The sequence below is a fragment of the Marinobacter qingdaonensis genome (genome assembly GCF_034555935.1).
Lineage (GTDB): Bacteria > Pseudomonadota > Gammaproteobacteria > Pseudomonadales > Oleiphilaceae > Marinobacter > Marinobacter qingdaonensis.
Genome location: NZ_JAYDCJ010000003.1, coordinates 1316252 through 1338268, shown reverse-complemented (window position 1 = coordinate 1338268; position 22017 = coordinate 1316252). Strand labels below are relative to the sequence as shown.

Sequence of the window (22017 nt, the reverse complement as noted above, 5' to 3'; positions counted from 1 at the left end):
TGAGAATGAGCACATGCGCAACAATAATGGCTCTTACACATCCAGTACTTCAACCGCTCCGGCCGTCACCCCAGAGAATGACGCCAGCTATATCCAATCCTCCTGGCAGCGGTGTAAAGACAAATACAAGATTGAGCCTCAGAGAACCATCAAACTTTGCTCTCTGACTGAACGGGAAATCCAGGAAAAACGAGAACCCCTGGAACAGCTCTTGTTCGATTCTCACAGCATCATTCAAAGAATACGCCGGGTAGCGCGACAAAGCGGCTACAGCGTGCTGATCAGCAATGCTGAAGGAGTGACGGTCAAGGCGTTCACCGACTCGGACCATGACCGTGCATTGCAGTCGAAGGGCTTGAGACAGGGCACGCTTTGGCAAGAGGCCATAGTTGGCACCAACGGATTAGGTACCTGTCTGGAGGAAAAGCGACCTATTACGGTTGACGCCAGCGAGCACTACGGCACGAACCTGCAATGTTTCAGCTGCTCTGCTGCCCCCCTCATTGGGGCCGATGGAAGTATCGTCGGCGGCTTGGACATGTCCACGTTCGCCAGTGGCAACCGCCTCGGCCAGGCCCTGGCACTGAATTTCGTGACAGAGACTGCCAATGAGATTGAGGCGCTTATTTTTCGAGGTGCCTACAAAAACCAGCATATAATCAACCTGGCCGGTGCGGCTAACATGAACACCGCGCTGGTCGCCTTTAACGATAACGGAACAGTGATCGCGGCCACGACCACGGCCTTAATGGCGCTCAATTGCCGGCAGAGATATGACCTCGTAGGAAAGGGTGTCGAAGAGGCGTTCCAAATCAGCAGGAACGAGCTATTCCAGCCTGCGCCATTCCACCACCAGTTCCAATTCAACAACGCCGAATTCGATCTCCACTTGGAACTGCGCCCACCAGAAGCCAAACCCCAGCAGGAGACATTGCGCCGGCAGACTGCAGCTGCGCAGACAAAGCGCACCTCAAGCATTGGCCTGAAGCGCTTGCCCCCTGAGCAGCACACGCCGCTACTCGAAGCTGCAGGGTCCGACCCTGCCCTGATCAGGCAGGCCAACAGCTGCATGCGCATAGTCGATCGCGGTGTTATTACGTTGATTCAGGGTGAAACCGGCACCGGCAAAGAAGTGTGGGCGAAGGCGCTTCATGACAGCAGTGCAAGACGCGGACGTCCGTTCGTTGCCGTAAATTGTGCCGCCATCCCGGAAACATTGATTGAAAGCGAACTGTTCGGTTACGGGGCTGGCACGTTCACCGGAGGCCTGAAATCGGGCAAGAAAGGCAAAATAGAAGCCAGTGACGGTGGCACCCTGTTTCTGGATGAAATTGGTGATATGCCGGCTGAGCTTCAAGCTCGCTTGCTACGTGTGCTTGCCGAAAAGGAGATCATTCCATTGGGCGAGGTGGAGCCCGTACCAATCGACATCAATGTGATCTGCGCCACCCACCGAGATCTGGAGCAATATGTCAGTCAGGGCGACTTTCGGGAAGATCTTTACTACCGAATCAGCGTTTTCAAAGTGACGCTTCCAGCACTCAGGAATCGACAGGATAAAAGCGAGCTGATACGGAAAGTGCTGGAACAGATTCGCTCGGAACTGGGAGACCCTGATCCCATTGGATTAGCCACGGAAGCAGAGCAAGCCCTGGTGAGCTACCCCTGGCCTGGCAATATCCGTCAATTGAAGAACGTTCTGCATTGCGCCGCGTGTATGCGCGAAGGCCGGGACATCCAGATCGACGATCTTGCGGGCGAGGTGCTTAATCCTGGCCTTGAAGATTTCTCTGCTGGCACGGCTTCGGTAGCCCAGTCCAGCGGCAACGGCGCAACTTCGCAGTCGCCGGAGAAACAGCAACTGATCGCCGCGCTGGAAACCAATCGCTGGAATGTTACGCGTGCTGCCAAAGCCCTGGGCGTCAGCCGCTCAACCCTGCACCGAAAAATAAAAGCTCACGGACTTCTGCTCGAACCTCAAGAAAGCTAACCAAGATGTACGGAACCCGTTAACCAAAAAACCCGGCAGACTATGCCGGGTTGCAAGAACTGAGGGTTAACTCGCTGAGGCTGCGACTCAGCCTGGACATCAAAACGCGTAATTCACCCCGACATTGAGGAGTGCGGTCTTTTCATTGACCGGTGTCGGATTGGCGACAATCGAAGTGGCAAACTGAGAAACAACTCCCATATCATCGGCATCAACATAAGCCATCTGGGCGTACAGGATCGTTGATTCAGAAAGGCTGTAGTCGTTGCTTACCACCAGCGATCTGGTTTTGGCACTTGCTGCTGGCGCATCGTCCTCATTGATGTAATAAGCAACAGTGGCACTGTTCTTGAGGTTCCACTGCCAATCAACACCAAAACCCAGTGCGTCCACGTCCAGCACTTCTGTTCCGGAAGCGTCCTTGTTTTCGGTGTTCATGAAGTGGAGCTTGAACGTCCAGTCGGCAAGGTTATACGCAGCGCCGGTCGCCCAGCTGGTAACCAGGTCCTCGGCGGTTTGCTGGTCTCGCATACGCTGATAAGAGCCGGACAATGTAAGAGGCCCGGCAGCGTAGGCCGCACCAATGGATAAAACATCGCCCTCAGCGGTGGAGCCTTCCTGCCCTCCGAACGAGTAGAGTATTCCGAAATCAACGCCAGCCAGGTTATTGCGATACTGCACGGCGTTCTTGAAGAAAAAACCGACATCATTGTTGGCGTTCCTGCCGGCCATGCCGGAGGAATCGTTCACGGTCGTGAATAGTTGGCTGTAGGCCCATGCATAAGTGTTCGAAAACTGCTCTTTGAACCCACGTGGTTCGGTTGCCAGATGAGCTAACACAGCGGGCCCATACTGACGTCCGATAATAGCCGTACCCCAGTCGCCAGAGAGACCAACATTGGCCTGACGCCGGAAGAGAACTCGGCCGCTGCCGTCATCGGCGTCAGTATCTGCGTCACCGGAGCCGTGGAACATGCCGGTATCCAGATCAAAATGGGCTTCCAGATTGAAGAAGGCATTCCAATCGTTGTCCAGCGTGCGCGAACCTTTAAACCCCAGGATAGTTGGGGTAAGCCCGCTGGTTTCCACGCCTATCTTCCGGTCACCGTCGGTGGTCACTTTATCTTGATAAAGGACTCCGCCATCAAGAATTCCGTACATTGCCAGTTGGGTGTCGGCGACCTCGCCAATCTGAACCTCGGCCTTTGCATTCGACGCCGTGCCACTTAACATTGCAACGGCCGCTAGCGACGTTAACCCAAGGTGCATACTGCGGGTGATTTTGAACACTTTCATTGGTTTACTCCTGCGCTTCTTGTTTTGGGGAGAGGTTGCGCCGGTTTATTCCGGCTCACGCCACTGCCAACATCAAATAAGGGATCTTTTAAGAACTACTGAAAGCCAGGCACTCGACTTACCAAGACAAAGTCCATGGCATTCCACTGACAGAACCCGAATCGCAATAACGCAACATCTATTCCAAAAACCAAAAACCGCAAGACATTGAATTTACTTGTTTTTTATAAATTAAATTAATTCATCAATCTCACTGAAACACTGTGTTCCAAACTGCTGACACAAAATGTAGATCGATATCTTATCTTTTATATAAAAAAAGCCCCGCTAAACTGCGGGGCTTTAAAGTTGACTTAAAACTGCACTACTTACCTAAACAGACAACATTCAGATATTTCGCTTTTTCATTTGATCCGCAATATAGTCTGCCTGTCGAATCGCGAGAGCGACGATTGTCAGGGTCGGGTTCTCGGTTCCGCTGGTGGTGAACTGACTGCCATCAGAGACGAAGAGATTGTCGATGTCATGGCTCTGTCCCCATCGATTGACCACTCCGTCACGCGCTCGCTCACTCATGCGATTGGTACCCATGTTGTGACTCGCGGGATATGGCGGCAGGTCCGTCACCTTGAGGGCACCCACTGACTCGAACAACTCCTTGGAGCGCGCATAGGCGTGGTTGCGCATGCGGGTATCGTTGATGTGATCAGTTTTATAAACCACCGGTACTGGCAGTCCGTACTGATCCTTCTCGGTGGGATGCAGAGTGATGTTGTTGGACTCGACCGGCATGTCCTCGCCACAAATCCAAAAACCGGCCATGTGATCATAGTTTTCCAGAGACTCTGCCAGCTCCCGGCCCCAGCCACTTTTGCCCGGATTCATGAACGCAGACATGAAAGGCAACCCCAGGTGCAGAATCTCCAGCTCGTACCCCGCCAAATGACCGCGGGTGGGATCGTTATTCTGGTACTCCGTGACGATCCCCGGCACCACGGTGCTCTTGTACATATGGACCGGTTTCTCAAATTCCGCGTACACCCCACCGGTGGTATGGGTCATATAGTTCTGACCGACCTGGCCGGAGGAGTTCGCAAGGCCATTGGGAAACAAGCTGGACGCGGAGTTAAGCAGCATCCTCGGTGACTCGATAGAGTTACCGGCGACGGCCACGACCCTGGCCTTCTGCAAGTGTTGATTACCATCGCCATCGGCATACAGAACGCCATTAACTTTGCCATTCGCGTCGTGCTCAATGCGCAACACCATAGACTGCGGGCGAACCTCCACATTTCCCGTGGCCTCGGCCTTGGGAATCTCGGTGTACATGGTCGACCATTTCGCTCCAAAGCGGCAGCCTTGCATGCAAAAACCTGTGACCTGACAGGATGCACGCCCGTCACGGGGCTGGGTATTGATAGCAAGGTGCGCCTGCTCGCAATGCGCTCCAATCCGTTTCGCACCCTCCTCGACGACCTTATAATGGCTACTCTTGCCATGGAATGGCATACCCGTGGCCTTGGTCCCGCACACGCCCATTTTCTTCTCAGCCTTTTCGTAATAAGGCTCCATTTCTTGCAAAGTGATGGGCCAGTCCAAGACATTCGCGCCGGGAACCACGCCATTCGTGGTTTTCATCTTGAACTCATGCTCTTGGAATCGCATCGCAACTCCAGCCCAGTGCACGGTAGCGCCACCCACCCCTTTTACAATCCACGCCGGAAGATTTGGAAAGTCCTTGGCGAGACGGGCCGGCCCTTCAACGTAGCGCTTGTCCAGCCAGGAAATTTTGCCGAACATTTTCCATTCGTCGTTCTCAATATCCGACATCTTGAAGCGTTTGCCGGCTTCAAGTACCACAGAGCGGATGCCTTTCTGCGCCAACTCGTTGGCCAAGGTGCCGCCACCAGCGCCTGAACCGATGATCACCACCACGCTGTCGTCGTTAAGATCAAATTGAGCCATTGGTCACTCCCCCTTAAATCCAGTCGATTTCGTCGTAGCCGCGATTGATGTAGCCGCCGCGCTCCCATGAAGAACCGCCAAATCCAAACTTTTCCCAGATTTCCGGGTTGTTGTAGATTCCCATCATGAGATCGCCCTTGATCCTCTGGAAAAAGGCTGAGGACTCCATGGCTTTCAGAACCACCACCCGGTCTTCCTCTGCCTTCACGTTCAAATAAATGGCGCCATGCTTGGCTCTCGATTCCTGGTTAAGGGCCGCAATGCCTACGGTGAGCAGTTCCATCAGTTTCGGGTCAGTCTCAGCTCGTTTCGCAAGAGGCACCATGACCTGCTGGTAGTACTTGTCTTCGAGGCTGTCGTGCGGGAAAACGTCCCTGGCCATTCGCAGCAGGGTCCGGTTACCTTCTTCACCAATCTTCTTTGCCGCCGGGCTGTCCGCTGCGAACAAGCCCGAGCTGTACACCAGCGCCGCGCCCCCTACGAGCGTAGCGCCCGAACCCGCGATGAAGCCCCTCCGACTCATCCGGTGTCCCGGAACTTTCGGGCGTTTCGCAATGTTTTTGTCGTTGTTCATACCCCCTCCACATGCCTTTTGTTTACTCTCGGTTTTTGATCAAAAGATTTCTTCGAACTGCGCTTCGACCCTCTCTTCAAAACAGGGAAATGTGCTGTTTGATCACCTTGTCCAGATCCCTCATTGCCCCACTGATAAACGACTCACCGTGCTGCTGCGTCACCTCCGACATGCAGATATGGCGATCGCCAATGATGAACGGCGGCAGTTGGCAGGCCTTGTAGAACTCGTTGGAGATTTTCCAGATGCGTTCCAGACCTTCGTCACACAGAATCACGGCATGTAGCAAAATCGCCGTATCCTCGTCCTGACCGGTTGACGACGGAACCTTGAGACGTTTCCTCCGCTGTGCCGTGCCCGCGATTTTTTTCCCGTTAACGACCAGGTTGAAATCACCATCGCAGAACGCGCCATCGACGTGGGAGCAATAGGCGTGAATACCCATCGCCTCCAGCCACTGAATGAGCGGCTGACAGATCAGCAAGTAACTGTCCCTGATGCCGGTTTTTACCCCGTTGCTACGCACCACCATCGACAGATTTATGAAGCCATGGGTCTGCGGCGTCATTTCACCGCCAGTACTTCGAACCACCACGGGCCAGCCCTGAGACTCACAGTATCGCGACGCCAGCTCAAAACCGGGCTTGTGGGTAGCACTGCGCGGCACGACCAGCGCCTGATGGCATCTCCAGATGGCATAACCCCAGCGGTTGCGCCCGGACGTGACCTGTTCCAGCAGACGCTGCTCAATCGCCAGCCCTTCTTGAACGGGCATCGGCGTCGTACAGCAAAGGGCGTTCTGCGCCAGAACCCCTGTCTCTTTAGCGGCCAGCACTTTCGATCTCCTCACACAATTCGCTGAGAAACGCCGCCGCAGGCCCGCCGTCGACCGCCCGGTGATCGAAAGTCAACGACAGTCCCATGAAGCGGCGGGATTGCCATCGTCCGGCACCATCCTCGATGGGCCTGGTGTAGGTTTCGCCTATCCCCAGAATCGCCAGTTGAGGAAGATTGACGATGGGGGTAAAAAAGCGAACACGGGAGCGCCCCAGATTGCTGAGCGTGAACGTTCCGCCGGTCATCTCCGGCACGGAGAGGTCACCTTTCCTTGCCCGCTCCAGCAGGTTTTTCCGGGCGTCCGCCCTCTCGGTCAGACCTTTCTCATTGGCATCGAAGACCACCGGTGCGACTAACTTGTCGCCCGGCAGGGCAATGGCAAACCCCAGATGCACGTTGCGGTACTGGCGAATCTCCTTGTCTTCGATCCGACCGTTCAGCCCCGGATGTCTCGCCAGGGTTTTCACGACGCAGTCCGCCAACAAATCTTCGATAGAAACCTTGGTCCCGCTTTCCGCCAGCGCTTCTTTGAAGCTCAGCAGGGCGTCCAGCTCGCACTCCGCGTGGTGGGTCAACTGGGCCGCCTCATCGAGACTGCGCCGCATGTTGCTAGCGATCATGCCCCGCATTCCTCTGAGCGGGATCACGTTGATATGTTCGTTCTCTGACATGGCGTTGGCTCCAAAAGCCTATGCGATGGTAGCGACGCAGTCGCCCTTTGCGACCACATCGTCAATGTCTTTTTGGATCGACAAGGTGCCGGAGGTGGGTGCCAAAAGTTCATACTGGATCTTCGCCACCATCAGCTCCGCAATCATGTCGCCTTCAGAAACCTCGGAGCCATCGTTGACCAACCATGACGTGATCACCGCCTCATCGTCTTCTTCCCACAAATCATGCGGAACCAGGACATCTGTGCTCATTCTTCGTTCTCCTTCATTTTTTCGAATGCTTTGACGATCTTTTCCGCACTGGGCAGTGCCCACTGTTCCATGACAGGCGTGAACGGAATTGGAATATCGGGGTAAGCCACCCGTTGAGGTGGTGCTTTCATGGGGACGCCGGCCTCAGTGACCGAGGCGATGATTTCTGCGGTCATGCCGTAGCTGTGGTAATCCTCATCCACAACGATGAGTCGGCCCGTTTTCCGTACAGACTGGATGACAGTGTCCCGGTCCAACGGGACCAGCGAACGGAGGTCCACAACCTCGGCGCTGACACCTTGCTGCTCAAGCTCCCGTGCGGCTTTCAGGCCATGATGCACCCCCGAGGTGATGCCAACGATCGTGACGTCGCTACCGGTTCTGGTGATGGCGGCCTGACCCAGAGGCACTTCGTAAACCTCCTCCGGCACATTGACGATGGCGTCTTTCTCAGTGCCCAACCAGCCCATTCCCTGCAGCGCCTTGTGGAACATGAAAATTACCGGATTGGGATCACGTATAGCGGCGGTCATTAGCCCCTTGGCATCGTAGGCGTTGGACGGTGCGACAACCTTCATGCCAGGCAGGTGTGCGAAGGTCGCGTGCAGACATTGCGAATGCTGACCGCCATCGCTGTAGCCGCCGCCAGTTGAGGTCATCAGCACCATCGGCACGTTGACCTCACCCCCCGAGAAATAGGTGTTCTTCGCCATCATGTTGTAGATGGCGTCAAAACAAACCCCAAAGAAGTCCACGAACATCAGCTCGACTATCGGTTTCATCCCGTCTGAGGCGGCGCCGACCGCAGCACCGATAAAGGCGGTTTCAGAGATCGGGGTATCTTTCACACGCTCCGACCCGAACTCCTTGTACAGCCCCCGTGTATTACCGAACACTCCACCCAGTTCACCGATGTCCTCACCCATGACAAACACTTTGTCGTCGGTACGCATCTCCATGGCGATGGACTCAGCCATGGCGCGAGCGATGGTCAGTTTGCGAGCTTTCGCTTGAACCTGCGTCATCTTTCTTCTCCTGATTAAATGCCCAAATCTCAAACGAAGACCTTGTCCAGCGCCTCTTCGGGGGCCGGATAGTCACTGTCACGAGCGAATTGAATGGCGGCGTCGACCAGTTCTCGCGCCTGACCTCTGAGCGCTTCATCCTGCGCTTCGGTCCACTGGTATTGGTCTTGCAATCGTTTCTTGAACCCCGGAATCGGGTCGATCTCTGCAAGGTGCTCCTTTTCACCGGCGGGGCGATAAGCCTCGGCATCGCCCATGAAATGGCCCGCAAGCCGAGACGTTTCAATTTCTATGAGGGTTGGGCCCTCGCCCTTTCTGGCGCGCTCAATGGCTTCTCCGGCCTTTGCGAAAATCTCGATGGGATCGTTGTTGGGAATGTGCACACCGGGCATTGAATAGGCCGAAGCTCGGTCGGAGTTGTACTTGACGGCGGTGCTGGCCTGCTTGGATACCGAAATTCCCCAGGCGTTGTCCTCAATGACAAAGACAACCGGCAGTTTCCACACCGCGGCCAGGTTGAGCGCCTCGTGAAACGCGCCTTGGTTCGCGGCACCCTCTCCCAAGTAGGCAACCGCTACCCCTGGCTTTCCTTGCATTTTCCGGGACAACGCGGCGCCTGCTGCGACACCGACACTCTCACCGATGATCCCAGAGCAGGAAAAATTCACCTGAGCGTCAAAGATGTGCATGTGCCCACCACGACCACCACTCAATCCGGTTTTCTTACCGAAGATCTCCGCGGCCATCTTCTTCAGGTCGACGCCCTTGGCGATCGCAACGTGATGAGGACGATGGGTAGAAACGACGATGTCATCACTATTGAGGTGTGCACACACACCCACGGCACAAGGCTCTTGCCCATTGGACAAGTGCATCTCGCCCGGAATCGGGCCCTTGGCCATGTTGAATGCCGGGGTTTTCCCCTCCATGTAAATCTTCTCAATCGTTTCCTCAAAGAAACGACTGACGACCATGTTTCGGTACATCCAGAGTTCTTGTTCTTGGGTTGGCGTCATTGTTGTGTCCCCCTTGCGGTCATGGGATGAAAGATTTTCCGCTTGCCTCTAGCGTTCGCGGTTTACTTTCAATCAGGGACAGCATCTCGCGTGCCAAACTCCAAGGCACTGATTTACATGGATTAAAGCAACTTCAGCAAAACTGACTGGAACACATTGTCGCAATGCGTGAAACACCCTGTGGCATTTGGTCGCCGAAACGGTAAACGGTAGCCCGGAGCGGGTTTAGTTGGGCAATTGGGGCAACGAACTGAGAAAAGAAAGGGAAAAAAGAGGGGAAAGAGGCCAGGGAAACTATTCCCTGGCCCAGAGAGGTTTTACTGATCCAGCAGCTCAATCCAGTGCTGGACCGGCACTTGCGCCTTGGTTTCCAGGTGCATCTGGCAGCCGATGTTGGCGGTGACGATGCGGTCTGGGTTGTCCACGGTCAGCGCCTCGAGCTTGTTGCCCAGGAGCTTCTGGCTCAGCTCCGGTTGCAGCACCGAGTAGGTACCGGCGGAGCCGCAGCACAGGTGCTTGTCCTTGGTGGCGGCCAGATTGACCCCGGCCTTGGTCAGCACCTGCTCGACCACGCCGTTCTGCTGCATGGCGTGCTGCAGGGTGCAGGGACAATGGAAGGCCACCTTGCCCGGGCTCTGGCTCAGCTTGAGCTTGTCCAGATCCTGCTTGAGCAGGAAGGCACCGATGTCGATGCTCAGTTCGCTGACTTTCTGGGCCTTGGCGGCGTAGACTGGATCGTCCTTCAGCAGGTGACCGTAATCCTGCACCATGGCGCCGCAGCCGGAAGCCGTCATGATGATTGCCTCGGCGCCAGCCTCGATGGCGGGCCACCAGGCGTCGATGTTCTGGCGCATGCGTTCCAGACCCTTCTCGTGCTCGGACAGGTGATAGTTCACCGCGCCGCAGCAACCGGCTTCCGGTGCCTCCACCATGGTAATGCCCAGTTTGTCGAGCACCCGGGCCGCCGCCGCATTGGTGTTCGGCGTGGCCGAAGGCTGCACACACCCGGCCAGCGCCAGCACAATGCGGTTGTGACTGGCCGCGGGCCAGGGGCTGGCCTGTTTACGCGGTGGCACCTTGGTGCGCAACGGCGCCGGCAGCACCGGCCGGAACACCTGCCCCAGACGCAACAACAGACCGAACAGCTGTCGGTTCGGGATCACCCGGGCCAGGGCCCAGCGGATCCACTTGTCCTTGGGCGCCCGGGGCAGCTCCTGCTCCATCAGGCCGCGACTGATGTCCACCAGGCGGCCATACTGCACGCCGGAGGGACAGGTGGTTTCGCAGCTGCGACAGGTCAGACAGCGGTCCAGGTGCTCCCGGGTTTTTTCCGTGGCCTCCTGCCCCTCCAGGAACATCTTCATGAGGTAGATCCGGCCTCTTGGGCCGTCACGTTCGTCGTTCAGTTCCTGGTAGGTCGGGCAGGTGGCCGTACAGAAGCCGCAGTGGACACAGGCCCGCAAGATGGATTCGGCCTCCTGCCCTTCCGCGGTATTGGCAAATTGTTGAACCAGATTCGTTTGCATCGTATTCCTGCTCTTACAACCAGCTGTATAAACGTCCGGGATTGAAAATGTTGTCCGGATCGAAGGAATTCTTGACCCGACGCTGAATGCTCTTCAGCGCATCGGGCTGGTGGTGCATCACCTCGCCGTTGCGGTCGCCGCCACGGAACAGGCTGACCTGTCCGCCCGCAGCCCGGGCCAGGGGCTCCATATCGCTGAGCTGGCCCTCACCCCGGTACCAGCGCTGGGCGCCGGCCCAGTCGATGAACCAGTTACCCTCCAGGGGCGGCGTGGCCGCGGTCGAGCCCACCGAGAAGCGCCACAGGGGCACGTCATTACCGGCGAAGAATTCGTGCTGCATGTCCTGGACCTGCTGCCAGAAGGCATCGCCCTGCTCCAGCACCTCGCCGGACCATTTCTCGGCCGTGGCTTCCACCGCCGAGCGGGCACCGGACAAGCGCAGATAGACCTTGCCATCGACCCAGCAGGCGCCGGTGATGGGCTTGGGTTCGGCCGACCGGCTGTTCATGTAGTGAATCACCTCATCCATGGCCATCTCCTGCACCAGGGTCATGGACGCGGCCGGCTTGGGCATGACTTTGAGGCTGATCTCCGTCATCACGCCCAGGGTGCCCATGGCACCGGCCTGGAGGCGGGAGACGTCGTAACCGGCCACGTTCTTCATGACCTGGCCACCAAAGCGCAGATGCTCGCCCTTGCCGTTCAGCAGCCGGACACCCAGCACCTGGTCGCGCACCGAGCCGGACCAGGGTCGGGCCGGGCCCGACAGGTTGGTCGCCAGGGTGCCACCAATGGTCGCCTCCGGCGCCAGCCGCGGTGGCTCAAAATGCAGGGCCTGGCCCTGCTCTGCCAGCGTCGCCTCGATCTCGCTGATCGTGGTTCCGGCGCGCACGGTCAGCACCAACTCCACCGGGTGGTACTCGACGATGCCGGTGTGTTCGCCAACGTTCAGGGTGCCGGCATCCGGATCGGCCGCCCGGCCCATGAAGGCCTTGCTGCCACCGCCGACAATGTTCAGTTTGTGCCCGCCGTCGCGGGCTTCGAGCACTCTCTCAATCAGTTGTTGGGAAATATCAGCCATGGGCGGCTTCCGTCTGTTCGTGCTTGTGTTGTTTGTGTTCCAGGGAGCGGTATTCCTGACAGAATTTCAGGGCCGGCACGCCCTTGCCCGGGTTCAGGATCCCGGCGGGGTCGAAGGCGGCTTTGACATCGTGGAACTGCTGCAGCTCGTCGTCGTTGAACTGCACCGCCATCTGCCGGATCTTCTCGACGCCCACGCCGTGTTCACCGGTGATGCAGCCACCCACCTCGACACAGAGGTTGAGGATGCTGCTGCCGAAGGCCTCGGTGCGCTCGAACTCACCGGGCACGTTGGCATCGAACAGGATCAGCGGGTGCAGGTTGCCGTCGCCGGCGTGGAACACGTTAGCCACGCGCAGGCCAAATTCCTCGGACATCTCCTCCATGCGCAGCAGCACGTTGGCCAGCTCGCGCCGGGGAATGGTGCCGTCCATGCAGTAGTAGTCGGGCGAGATCCGGCCCACCGCCGGGAACGCCGACTTCCGCCCCTTCCAGAGCAGGGCCCGCTCCTCCTCGCTTTCGGAGGTGCGGATCGAGGTGGCGCCAAACTTGCGGAACACCTCCTCGGCCTGGGCGATGTGCTCGTCCACCTCCTCGGCGGTACCGTCCACCTCGCACAGCAACAGGGCCTTGGCTTCCCGCGGGTAGCCGGCCTTGGCAAAATCGTCGGCGGCGACAATGGCGTGGCTGTCCATCATTTCCAACCCGCCCGGGATGATGCCGTGGGAGATCACGCCACCAACCGCATCGCCACCGTTCTGGACGCTGTCGAAGCCGGCCATGACCACCCGGGCCACCTCCGGCTTGGGCAGCAGTTTCACCTTCACTTCGGTGACTACCCCAAGCAGGCCCTCCGAGCCGGTCATCAGCGCCAGCAGGTCCATGCCGCACACATCCAGGGCATCGCTGCCGACAGTCACCACGTCGCCTTCGGCGGTGACCATCTCGACGCTGTGCAGGTTGTGCACGGTGAGCCCGTACTTCAGGCAGTGCACACCGCCGGAGTTCTCCGCAACGTTGCCACCAATGGTGCAGGCAATCTGCGACGACGGATCCGGGCCGTAATACAGGCCGTACTGGGCCGCTTCCTCACTGATCGCGAGGTTACGGACCCCCGGCTGCAAACGCGCCGTTCGCGCCAGCGGGTCAATCTCCAGGATGCGATTGAACTTGGCCAGCGACAGCACCACGCCCTCTTTGTGAGGCATGGCACCGGCACTGAGCCCGGTCCCGGCACCCCGGGCCACCACCGGCACCTTGTGCTCGTTGCAGATGCGCATCACCCGCTGCACCTGCTCCACGGTTTCGGGCAGCACCACCAGCAGCGGCATCTCGCAGTACATCGACATGCCGTCGCACTCGTAGGGCTTCATGGTCTCGCTGTCGGAGATGACGAAGTTCGGGTCGATGAACGACCGGAACTGCTCCGCCAGCTCGGCTTTGCTGACTGTTGGCTTGGTAGTCATAACAATCTCTGAATTCGTGTCACGTCGGGGCCGCCCGGAGGCGGGCACACTGGCAGGCCCCAAGGCCTGCCAGTTCAGGTGTGACAGCGGTTAACTGCGTTTGGTTTCAAAGTGGTCGATACCGGCCTGGGCACAGTCCATGTCCTGCTGAGGCGTACCGGAGCTCAGGCCGATGCCGCCCACCACTTCGCCATTGACCACGACCGGCAGGCCACCGCCGACCGAGCTGAGCCGGCCGCCGACTTCGGTGTGAATGCCGAAGGCCAGACTGCCCGGGGTATTGACCTTGTTGTAGTCGTGGGTTGCTTTCTTGGCGGCCGCCGCCGTGAACGCCTTGTCCTGGGCAATGGTCACACTGGTGATCTTGCCGCCGTCCATGCGCTCAAAGGCGATCAGGTTGCCGGATTCGTCCACGATGGCGATGCACATGGGCACGCCAATTTCCCGCGCCTTTTCGGCGGCGCCTTCGATGAGGATCCGGGCATCCGCCAGATCCAGTCGGTTAATGGTCAACATAAAATTTTGCTCCTTGAGTGAATTAGCCGTAAACCAGTCCCGGCAGCCAGGTCACGATGCCCGGAATCAGGATGCACATAAATAGTCCGAAAGCCTGAATGGCCAGGAACACCAGGGACGACCGGAAGATGGTGCCCATGGAAATTTCCGGCGGGCAGACCCCACGGATGTAGAACAGCGCATAACCAAACGGCGGGCTGAGAAACGACATTTGCATGTTTACGAGGTAAAGCACACCGAACCAGAGCACCACATCCTCGCCGGACACCGGCGGGAAGCCGAACAGGCCCTGGAACTCCAGTGCCTCCACGATCGGAATGAAGATGGGCACGGCCAGCAACAGGATACCAACCCAGTCCAGGAACATGCCAAGAACAACCAGCAGAACCATCAGCAGGAACAGGATGCCGTAGGCCGAGAGCCCGGTACCCAGGATGGCCTCGGTCACGAACTGCTGGCCGCCCTGGAGGATGTAGAAACCCACGAATACCGAGGCACCAAACATGATCCAGAGCACCATGGCCGAGGCCTTGGCGGTGGTCACCGAGGCCTCACGCAGGCCACTGATGGAGAACTTGCCGTGCATCATGGCCACCACGATGGCGCCGAAGGAGCCGATACCGGCCGCTTCCACCGGCGTGGCAATACCCCCGAACAGCAGGCCCAGCACCAGGCCGACCAGGATCAGCGGGGCGATCAGGCCGCGCAGGAGGATCAGCTTCTCACGCAGGGAGATGCGTTCCTCCACCGGCACCGGCGGCCCCAGTTTCGGGTTGATCCAGCTGCGCACCAGGACATAGGTGATGTACAGGCCGGACAGCATCAGCCCGGGAACCACCGAGCCCAGGTACAACTCACCCACCGACTGCTGGGCCACCACCGCGTACAGGATGGCCAGGATCGAGGGCGGAATCAGGATGCCCAGGGTACCACCGGCCATGATCGAGCCCAGGGCGATCTTGTGGTCGTACCCGCGCTTGAGCATCGCCGGCAGGGCGATGATGCCCATGGTCACCACGGCGGCACCGATGACCCCGACCATGGCGGCGAGGATGGTGGAGGCCAGGATGGTGGCGGTGGCCAGACCGCCACTGAGGCCGCCCATCCACTTGTACACCACGCTGAACATTTCCTCGATCAACCCGGCCCGCTCAAGCATGGAGGCCATGAAGATGAACAGCGGGATCGCCGCCAGGTCCGAGTTGGTCATCATCGGGAAGATCCGGCTCGGCACGATGTTCAGCATCAGCGAGTCGCCCACCAGGTAGATGAACATGACCCCCAGACCACCGGTCACGAACGCCAGGGGCAGGCCCATCATCAGGGCGACCGCGAGGGAGCCGAACATCAGGTAGGTCAGCGGCCCGATCTTCACATCGGACAGGCTCCCGGACAGCTTGAAGAGGAATTTCTCATCGCTGAACGGGTCGTAGAACAGGATGTTGATCATTTCGACACAGATGACAAACGCCAGCGCCACCGTGCCCAGAATCATCAGCCAGGTACCCAGCTTACCCATCAGGTTGCTGGCCGGCGCCGTTGTTGTAATCGAAGTCATACGGTGCCCTCCCGGCCAAGACGAACGAACAGGACGATATCCTTGATCAGCTTGGATATGCCTGCCAGCAAAAGCAGAATGGAGCCCAGCAACATCATGGCCTTAACCGGCCAGTACTGGATGCCCCAGGTCTCCACGGTGGTTTCTCCCATGGAGTAGGAGTTCTGGAAGAAGGTCCAGGAAGTCACCATCAGAATCAGCGCGAACATGAAAAAGAACATGGACGTAAAGATGTCCATGCCCACGCGCCCGCGAATCGGCAACAGGTTGTACATCACATCCACCCGCACATGGGCGCCGTGCAGCAGGGCGAAGGCACCCGCCAGCAGGTACTGCATACCCAGCAGCAGGAAGCTGGCCTCGTGCACCCAGATGGTCGGCATGTTGAACAGGTAACGCATGACCACTTCAAAGAAATAGAAAACCACCGCGTTCACGGTCCAGAACGCGACAAAGACACCGGACTTCTCACTGATCCAGTCGATGGTCTTGGTGAACCAGTTGCCTTCAAACCCCAGATAGATCAGCGGATCTTCCTCTTCCGCCTGAATCTCGGCCGGCGTTTTCTCTGGCACGCCGGTATCGCCGCCATGGCTACTGCTCCATTTGTCCCAAGCCATCATGATCAGCGGCATGACCGCAAGCCAGCCCCAGTAGAACCAGTGCGGCAGGACGAATCCGAAACCTTCAAGATCAGACATGTTGTTGCTACCTCAGCCACAAAATGGGGAAGGTGGAACCCCTCCGTGCGGAGCAGTCCCTGCCCTTCCCCGTCGTGTTTTTGTTATTGCTCGGAAGGCTTACTTACCCTCGACGCCTTCCAGGTCGGACGCGTTCACGTAGCCGACCGTCTCGTTCATCATGTATTCCAGCTGCATGTCGAAGATGGCACGGGCGTCCTCGTCCTTGTTGGCCCACTTGTACCAGATCGGAATCGCAGCGCGCCGGAACTCCTGCAGGTCTTCCTGGCTGAGACGGGTGACCTGGTCACCGGATTCCTTGAACTTCTCCATCGCCGCGATGTTGCGCTTCTGGATGGTCAGGTAGTGGCGCTGGGAGTAGTTGCGCACCTCGTCTTCCACCAACTGCTGCAGTTTCGGATCAAGCGCGTTCCAGGCCCGCAGGTTGACGGTCAGGTCCATCAAATCCACCGGCTGGTAGATGGACATGACGCCCGGAGGTCCGAACATGATGTAGTCGGTCACCTGGGCGAAGCCCAGTTCCCAGTTCACCGCCGGGCCCACGTAGTCGGCCGCGTCGATGGTGCCCTTCTCCAGAGCCGGGAAGATGTCAGAACCCGGCAGGCTCACGGTGGACACGCCGAACTGCTGGAACACCTCGGCCACCATGCCGCCCGGCACCCGGATCTTCATGCCCTTGAGGTCGGACAGGCTGTTCACCGGTTTCTTGGAGTGGATGATGTTGGCGTCGTGCTGAATCGGGCCCACGTAGAACAGCCCGAACTTCTTGTAGATTTCCCGGGTCTTTTCCAGCATGCCCATGCTGTAGAACATGGTGTCCCACTGGTGGGGCTGGTCAGGACCGGCCGGGTAGGACGACAGGAACACCGAGGCCGGAATCTTGCCGGACCAGTACAGGGTGAACGGGTTCATGCCCTGGAGTACGCCGTTGCGCACGGCATCGAACAGCGCGTTGTTGTCGGCGGCAACCGCTTTGGCCGGGAATGGCTTGAAGACCAGCTCCCCGCCCGACTTTTCCTCGATGCTCTGGCACCACTCTTCGAACAGATCGTAGCCGACGGTGCCGGCGTCCCAGACGGACTGGATCTTCCAGGTGGTGGCGGCCTGCGCCTGACCGGCGCCCATGAGCATGGCTCCGGCGAAGGTGGCACCGACCGCGATGGATTTCAGGAAACTCCTGCGCGGAGGGGCTTCGGCAAGGTCAGAGAGATTCTGCAGTTTCTTGTTCGAGATCATCGACACATCTCCGTTAGCGTTGTTGTTATCAGCGTCTTATCAACGCCGGCCCGTTGCGTGTTGTGCACTTGGTGGTCCGACATTAGAAAGATATTCGTAGCCAATGTGGTTTTAGTCCAGCCACAAGGCCACTGGTCAGACCAGTTTTTCGTGGCCCGCAAATGGACGAATTGCTAGGAATCAGCCATATTTACAGGGCTTGGACGCACATCGACTGACGGACTATCCTCGTACAATTACAACCGTGACTGGTCAGACCACCGAGTTCAGACAGGCATTCGAATGGCTATTTCCCAGGAAATTTCGTACCGGCTCGAGCGGCTCATACTGGATGGTGGGCTGGCGCCCGAGCAGAAAATCCCCTCCGAACGGCAACTGGCTACCCGGCTTGGGGTGTCCCGGGCGGTCATCCGGGAGGCGCTGCACGAGCTGCAGGGGCGCGGCGTGATTGAAACCCGCCACGGCAAAGGCTCCTTCGTCGCCAGCATGGTGCCGGGCTCCGACAGCGTCGATGACCAGAGCCCACTGATGCACCTGTTCGAGGGTCATCCCCGCACCCTGTATGACCTGCTCGAGGTGCGCGAGCAACTGGAAGGACAGGCCGCGTTCCTGGCCGCCAAGCGCGCCAACAGTGTCGATCGGCACCGGATTACCAAGGCGTTCCGGGCGCTGGAGGAAACCGACCCCCTCAGCAACGCCCGCTCGGACCACAGCTTCCATTTGAGAATCGTCGAAGCGTCCCATAACCCGGTACTGGTGCACGTGCTCAACAGCCTCAAGAACATGATGCTGATGACGGTGCAGGCCTCGGTCGCCAACCTGAACCCGCGCCAGGAAATGCGCAAGAAGATCGTCCGCCAGCACCGTCAGTTGTACGAAGCGGTGATCGCCGGCAAGCCGGCGGCGGCCCAGAAAGCAGCCACCGCCCACGTGCGGTTTGTCAGCGATGCCATGCGGGCGATGGAAAATGAAGGCAGTGAGGTGATCCGGATGCCGATTCCGGCGGACGCCAGCAGCCACCCTTCGCCGTCCCGGTTGTGAACTCGGGACCGGGCGGGCAAACGACCGAGACACTCAATAACGTGAGCGGATCCGGTGGTGAAAAGCTGCAAAACCCTCGGCATCGGGTATTGATTTCCACCGCCACAGTCCGTAAAACATGCGCCTTTGAATAACAGCCTCGGGAGCCAACAATGGCGGACGAATCGCCTTTGATCTGCAGGGATATTCACAAGACCTTCGACAAGCTGGAAGTGCTGAAAGGCATTTCGCTGGAAACCCGCAAGGGCGATGTCGTCTCCCTGATCGGCAGTTCCGGCTCCGGCAAGAGTACCTTCCTGCGCTGCATCAACCTGCTGGAAACCCCAACCTCCGGCGACATTATCGTGCACGGTGACCCAATCCGGTTCACCAACAACCGCCGTGGCGAACGGATTCCGGCCGACAACAAGCAGGTCGAACGGATCCGCTCCAAGCTGTCCATGGTGTTCCAGGGCTTCAACCTGTGGTCTCACATGACCGTGCTGGAGAACATTATTGAAGCCCCGGTCAACGTGCTAAAGGTCCCCAAGAAAGAGGCGATCGAGCGGGCCGAGGCCTACCTGCAGAAGGTGGGCATCTATGAGCGCAAGGACTATTACCCGGCCCAGATGTCCGGCGGCCAGCAGCAACGGGCCGCCATCGCCCGGGCGCTGGCGATGGAGCCGGAAGTGATGCTGTTCGACGAACCGACTTCGGCACTGGACCCGGAACTGGTGGGGGAAGTGCTGAGGGTCATGCAGAGCCTGGCCGAGGAAGGCCGGACCATGATCGTGGTGACCCACGAGATGGCGTTTGCAAGGGATGTGTCAACTCAGGTCCTGTTTTTGCATCAGGGCGTGATCGAAGAGCAAGGTACACCCGAGAAAGTGTTTGATCATCCGGACTCGGAACGCATGAAGCAGTTCCTGGCTCCCAACTTCTGACACTGGGTGCTATCTTGAATTCGTACTGGATGCGAAGCTTCCATAAAAAATAAGCCGAAAAGGCAAACGATTGGAGAAGTGACACATGAAGAAACTGTTTGTTGCAGCAAGCTGTGCCCTGGCTCTGGCGGCGGGAACCGTCCAGGCCAAGGACTGGAAAGACATCCGCATTGCGTTTGACGTGCCTTACGAGCCGTTCGAGTACAAAGACGAAAACGGTGAACTGACCGGTTTCGAGGTGGAACTGGCCGAAGCCATGTGTGCCGAAATGAAGGCCAACTGCGAATTCGTGATCCAGGCCTGGGACGGCATGATCCCGGGGCTGCTGGCGCGTAAGTTCGACGCCATCATGTCGTCCATGTCCATCACCCCGGAGCGGGCCGAGCGCGTGCTGTTCTCCGAGCCGTACTACAACACCCCGGGCGGCTGGTTTGCCCGCGACGGCTTCGACACCGACGTGACCGACATGGACGCCATGAAGGGCAAGGTTGTGGGCGTCCAGCGCGGCACCACCATGGACACCTTCGTGACCGACACCATGGGCGGCAACGTCACCATCAAGCGCTACACCACCGCCGATGACATGGTTCTGGACCTCGAGGGTCAGCGCCTGGACGTGGTGTTCGTAGACTACCCGGTGGGCGAGCAGACCATCCTGAGCAAGGACGGCTTCAAGGAAGTGGGCGAGCCGGTCAAGCTGGGTGAAGGCGTCGGCGTGGCCATGCGTCAGCGTGACAAGGACCTGGCCGCCAAGGTCAACGCCACTCTGAAGAAACTGAAGAACGATGGCACCTACGACGCCATCATGCAGAAATACTTCAGCTACGACATCAAGATGTAAAACCGCAGGGGTGGCCACCCGGCCACCCCTGACTACCGGACTCTTCCATGCTCGATCTGAAAGGCTATGGCCCGGCACTACTGGACGGGGCAGTCGTCACCATTGAATTGGCCTTCCTCTCCCTGGCCCTGGCAGTCACTCTCGGACTGATTGGCGCCTCCTCCAAGCTGTCCAGCAATCGTGTCGCCAAGGGCGTGGCAACCGCCTACACCACACTGATCCGCGGTGTCCCCGACCTGGTGATGATGCTGCTGTTCTACTACGGCGGCCAGGTGGCGGTGAACAACCTGTCTGACTTTCTGTGGGACGCCTACGAAATCGACTTTTTCTTCCAGTTCGACCCGTTCATTTCCGGCGTGGTCACCATCGGTCTGATTTTCGGCGCCTACATGACCGAAACCTTTCGCGGTGCTTTCCTGGCGGTGGAAACCGGCCAGATTGAAGCGGCGCGGGCCTACGGGTTTACCCGCTGGCACACCTTCCGTCGGATCATCTTCCCGCAGATGCTGCGCCATGCCCTGCCGGGCCTCGGCAACAACTGGCAGGTGCTGCTGAAGACCACCGCACTGGTGTCGATCATCGGCCTGACCGACATGGTTCGGGTGGCCGAAGAAGCGGCCAAGGCCGAACGCATGCCATTCCACTTTTTCATCCCGGTGGCCGCCGTGTATCTGGCCCTGACCGCCGGGTCCGAGCTGTTCATCCGATGGCTCGACAAACGCGCCAATGTTGGCGTGGTCCAGGGGGGATAAACGATGCCTGAATTTATCGCCCAATGGCTCGACCAGAACGACATCTTCACGGCGATGACCCTGCTGGAGTACTGGGACGGGCTGGTGAATACGGTCCAGCTGGTGTTCCTGTCGCTGGTGATTGGCTTGCTGTGCGCGGTGCCGCTGGCGCTGATGCGCTGCAGCAAGAACCCCTTCGTGTCCGGGCCGGTCTGGCTCTACACCTACCTGTTCCGGGGCACGCCGCTGCTGATCCAGCTGTACATCATCTACTACGGCATTGCCCAGGTTCCGGGCATCCAGCAGACCTTCTGGTGGGAGATCTTCCGGGAACCGTTCTACCCGGCCCTGCTGGCCTTTACGCTCAACACCGCGGCCTACACCACGGAAATCATCCGCGGCGCCATCGTGGCCACGCCCCATGGCGAAATCGAGGCGGCCAAGGCCTACGGCATGAACTGGTTCCTGCGTACCCGCCGGATCATTCTGCCGAGCGCGGCGCGCCGGGCGGTGCAGGCCTACTCCAACGAGGTTATTTTCATGCTGCACTCGAGCGCGATTGCCAGCGTGGTGACCATCGTGGATCTGACCGGGGCTGCCCGCAACATCTACTCGCGGTTCTATGCGCCGTTCGACGCGTTCATTTTTGTCGCGCTGCTGTACATGATCCTGACGTTCATTCTGGTGTTTGCCTTCCGCAAGCTGGAAAATCATCTGTTGCGGCACCAGCGGCCGATCAGCAACTGATCCACAGCTAACACTGGCCCATGGC

21 protein-coding genes are annotated in these 22017 nt (G+C 58.6%); 6 read left to right on the top strand and 15 right to left on the bottom strand.

Annotated elements, in window-relative coordinates; genetic code table 11:
- Positions 1-13: 13 nt before the first annotated feature.
- Positions 14-1990, top strand: a complete 1977-nt coding sequence (locus U5822_RS09240) for a sigma-54-dependent Fis family transcriptional regulator (RefSeq protein ID WP_322855338.1) — start codon at positions 14-16, stop codon at positions 1988-1990.
- A 99-nt stretch (positions 1991-2089) separates the two neighbouring features.
- Here the strand turns inward: U5822_RS09240 and U5822_RS09235 are convergent, their stop codons facing one another.
- The 15 genes from U5822_RS09235 to dctP form a co-directional block, all read right to left on the bottom strand.
- Complete coding sequence (locus tag U5822_RS09235) at positions 2090-3286, bottom strand: porin (RefSeq protein WP_322855337.1); 1197 nt, start codon at positions 3284-3286, stop codon at positions 2090-2092.
- Between the two features lie 387 nt (positions 3287-3673).
- Entirely contained in the window at positions 3674-5251 is a 1578-nt protein-coding gene (locus U5822_RS09230; RefSeq protein ID WP_322855336.1) for a GMC family oxidoreductase, read from the bottom strand.
- Positions 5252-5264: 13 nt separating this feature from the next.
- Entirely contained in the window at positions 5265-5825 is a 561-nt protein-coding gene (locus U5822_RS09225) for a gluconate 2-dehydrogenase subunit 3 family protein (protein ID WP_322855335.1), read from the bottom strand.
- A 76-nt stretch (positions 5826-5901) separates the two neighbouring features.
- Entirely contained in the window at positions 5902-6660 is a 759-nt protein-coding gene (locus U5822_RS09220; RefSeq protein WP_322855334.1) for a lipoate--protein ligase family protein, read from the bottom strand.
- Complete coding sequence (locus tag U5822_RS09215; RefSeq protein ID WP_322855333.1) at positions 6647-7333, bottom strand: 2-oxo acid dehydrogenase subunit E2; 687 nt, start codon at positions 7331-7333, stop codon at positions 6647-6649. The genes U5822_RS09220 and U5822_RS09215 overlap by 14 nt, the downstream gene beginning before the upstream one ends.
- 18 nt (positions 7334-7351) lie before the next feature.
- A complete protein-coding gene (locus U5822_RS09210; RefSeq protein WP_322855332.1) occupies positions 7352-7585 on the bottom strand; it encodes a lipoyl domain-containing protein in 234 nt (77 codons plus the stop codon).
- Positions 7582-8610, bottom strand: a complete 1029-nt coding sequence (locus U5822_RS09205; RefSeq protein ID WP_322855331.1) for an alpha-ketoacid dehydrogenase subunit beta — start codon at positions 8608-8610, stop codon at positions 7582-7584. Before U5822_RS09205 ends, U5822_RS09210 begins: the two co-directional genes overlap by 4 nt.
- A gap of 29 nt (positions 8611-8639) precedes the next feature.
- Positions 8640-9626: a thiamine pyrophosphate-dependent dehydrogenase E1 component subunit alpha gene (locus U5822_RS09200; protein WP_322855330.1), complete on the bottom strand. Its 987-nt coding sequence runs from the start codon at positions 9624-9626 to the stop codon at positions 8640-8642.
- A 317-nt stretch (positions 9627-9943) separates the two neighbouring features.
- The gene (glcF, locus tag U5822_RS09195; RefSeq protein ID WP_322855329.1) at positions 9944-11152 is read right to left on the bottom strand and encodes a glycolate oxidase subunit GlcF; all 1209 of its coding nucleotides are present in this window, start codon (positions 11150-11152) and stop codon (positions 9944-9946) included.
- A gap of 13 nt (positions 11153-11165) precedes the next feature.
- Complete coding sequence (gene glcE, locus U5822_RS09190) at positions 11166-12233, bottom strand: glycolate oxidase subunit GlcE (RefSeq protein ID WP_322855328.1); 1068 nt, start codon at positions 12231-12233, stop codon at positions 11166-11168.
- Complete coding sequence (locus tag U5822_RS09185) at positions 12226-13698, bottom strand: FAD-linked oxidase C-terminal domain-containing protein (protein ID WP_322855327.1); 1473 nt, start codon at positions 13696-13698, stop codon at positions 12226-12228. Before U5822_RS09185 ends, glcE begins: the two co-directional genes overlap by 8 nt.
- Before the next feature lie 90 nt (positions 13699-13788).
- On the bottom strand, positions 13789-14214 hold the full coding sequence (locus U5822_RS09180; RefSeq protein WP_322855326.1) for a GlcG/HbpS family heme-binding protein: 426 nt from the start codon (positions 14212-14214) through the stop codon (positions 13789-13791).
- A 22-nt stretch (positions 14215-14236) separates the two neighbouring features.
- Entirely contained in the window at positions 14237-15772 is a 1536-nt protein-coding gene (locus tag U5822_RS09175; RefSeq protein WP_322855325.1) for a TRAP transporter large permease, read from the bottom strand.
- The gene (locus U5822_RS09170; protein WP_322855324.1) at positions 15769-16473 is read right to left on the bottom strand and encodes a TRAP transporter small permease subunit; all 705 of its coding nucleotides are present in this window, start codon (positions 16471-16473) and stop codon (positions 15769-15771) included. Before U5822_RS09170 ends, U5822_RS09175 begins: the two co-directional genes overlap by 4 nt.
- Before the next feature lie 99 nt (positions 16474-16572).
- The gene (gene dctP, locus U5822_RS09165) at positions 16573-17709 is read right to left on the bottom strand and encodes a TRAP transporter substrate-binding protein DctP (RefSeq protein ID WP_322855323.1); all 1137 of its coding nucleotides are present in this window, start codon (positions 17707-17709) and stop codon (positions 16573-16575) included.
- Between the two features lie 282 nt (positions 17710-17991).
- On the opposite strand from dctP, the gene U5822_RS09160 reads away from it, so the two are divergent.
- From U5822_RS09160 to U5822_RS09140, 5 genes are all read left to right on the top strand, one after another.
- Entirely contained in the window at positions 17992-18750 is a 759-nt protein-coding gene (locus tag U5822_RS09160) for an FCD domain-containing protein (RefSeq protein ID WP_322855322.1), read from the top strand.
- A 152-nt stretch (positions 18751-18902) separates the two neighbouring features.
- A complete protein-coding gene (locus U5822_RS09155) occupies positions 18903-19673 on the top strand; it encodes an ABC transporter ATP-binding protein (protein WP_322855321.1) in 771 nt (256 codons plus the stop codon).
- An 85-nt stretch (positions 19674-19758) separates the two neighbouring features.
- The gene (locus U5822_RS09150) at positions 19759-20514 is read left to right on the top strand and encodes a transporter substrate-binding domain-containing protein (protein ID WP_322855320.1); all 756 of its coding nucleotides are present in this window, start codon (positions 19759-19761) and stop codon (positions 20512-20514) included.
- A gap of 47 nt (positions 20515-20561) precedes the next feature.
- On the top strand, positions 20562-21266 hold the full coding sequence (locus tag U5822_RS09145) for an ABC transporter permease (RefSeq protein ID WP_322855319.1): 705 nt from the start codon (positions 20562-20564) through the stop codon (positions 21264-21266).
- A 3-nt stretch (positions 21267-21269) separates the two neighbouring features.
- Entirely contained in the window at positions 21270-21992 is a 723-nt protein-coding gene (locus tag U5822_RS09140; protein ID WP_322855318.1) for an ABC transporter permease, read from the top strand.
- Positions 21993-22017: the final 25 nt, after the last annotated feature.